Annotated in this window: 1 protein-coding gene; it reads left to right on the top strand. The window is 61.7% G+C overall.

Features of this window, described 5'->3' with window-relative positions; all coding sequences use genetic code 11:
- A partial coding sequence (locus tag AWC12_RS30120; RefSeq protein WP_207576508.1) for a C39 family peptidase occupies positions 1-944 on the top strand: 944 nt, incomplete at its 5' end.
- Positions 945-1059 lie beyond the last annotated feature (115 nt).

Raw genomic sequence — 1059 nt, 5'->3', positions numbered from 1 at the left:
TGGATCCGGCTCCGGTGACGCGGGTTCCGTCGTTGGGTCGGGCGGCTGCTGGTGTGGATCGGGATCGGTTGTTGACGTTGCGTACGGTGCGGGTGCAGCCGCGGGTGGTGCCGGTGGCGCCGTCGTCGCCGTCCTCGCCGGTGGTGCCTGAGGCGATTGGTTATGCGGGTTCGTTGACGTTGACACGCCGTGATCTGGAATTGCAGGCGACCTACGGCGACCCAGCCAAGGCGGCCAGGTACTGGCAGAAGCAGAATTCGGGTGACTGTGTGCTGATGTCGGTGGCCGGCGTCATCGGGATCCTCACGGGCAAGGCCCCGACCGAACCTCAAATCGTCTATCAGGCAATGAATCTCCTCAGCGTGAACAAGGGGAAGTTTGCGGGCAAGATGATGTACCGCGGCATGCGCGATAGCGGCAAGTGGGCGTTCTACGAAGACGCCCAGAATCTGCTCAAGCAATACGGCATCGACTCCAACGTGCACTGGTATGACTCGCGTGACACCGACTACGAGGACGCGGCGCTGGAGAAGCTCAAGACGGCACTCGCCGCTGATAAGGCCGTTATCACCGCCGTGTACAGCCAGATCCTCTATTACAAAGTAGCCACCAGGTACAAATTCGATGCACCCGATCCCGACGCGGGTTCCAATCACGCGGTGGTGGTGACGGGTTACGACCCGAACACCGACACGATCACCATCAATGACAGTGCCGCCGGATGGCCGAATTCGGCCGGCGAACCGTATGGCCGGGCTTGGCAGATCCCACGTGAAGTTTTCATGGAGGCGTGGAATCGGAGCAGCTATCTCACGGTCATCGCCGAAAGGCCGGAGAACCCGCAAGTTCCGCCATCGTCATGGAAGAACCTGCAGCCCCGTCGCGACCAGGCCGCACTTTCCGGACGCAATGCCGCCAGGGACGCACAGCACAGAATCCGCTGACACGCAGGATCGCTGATCAAGTAAGGGGTTGTGATGGGTTCGGATCGTTTGGTGTCGCGGACGGGGGCGGGTGTGTTCGTCCTTGGTGTGGGGTTGTTGGTTGCGGCGGGTCCTG

The organism is Mycolicibacterium iranicum, from assembly GCF_002101705.1.
GTDB lineage: Bacteria > Actinomycetota > Actinomycetes > Mycobacteriales > Mycobacteriaceae > Mycobacterium > Mycobacterium iranicum.
Note: the sequence above shows the minus strand (reverse complement) of the source record. Positions and strands in the feature narration are given on the sequence as shown.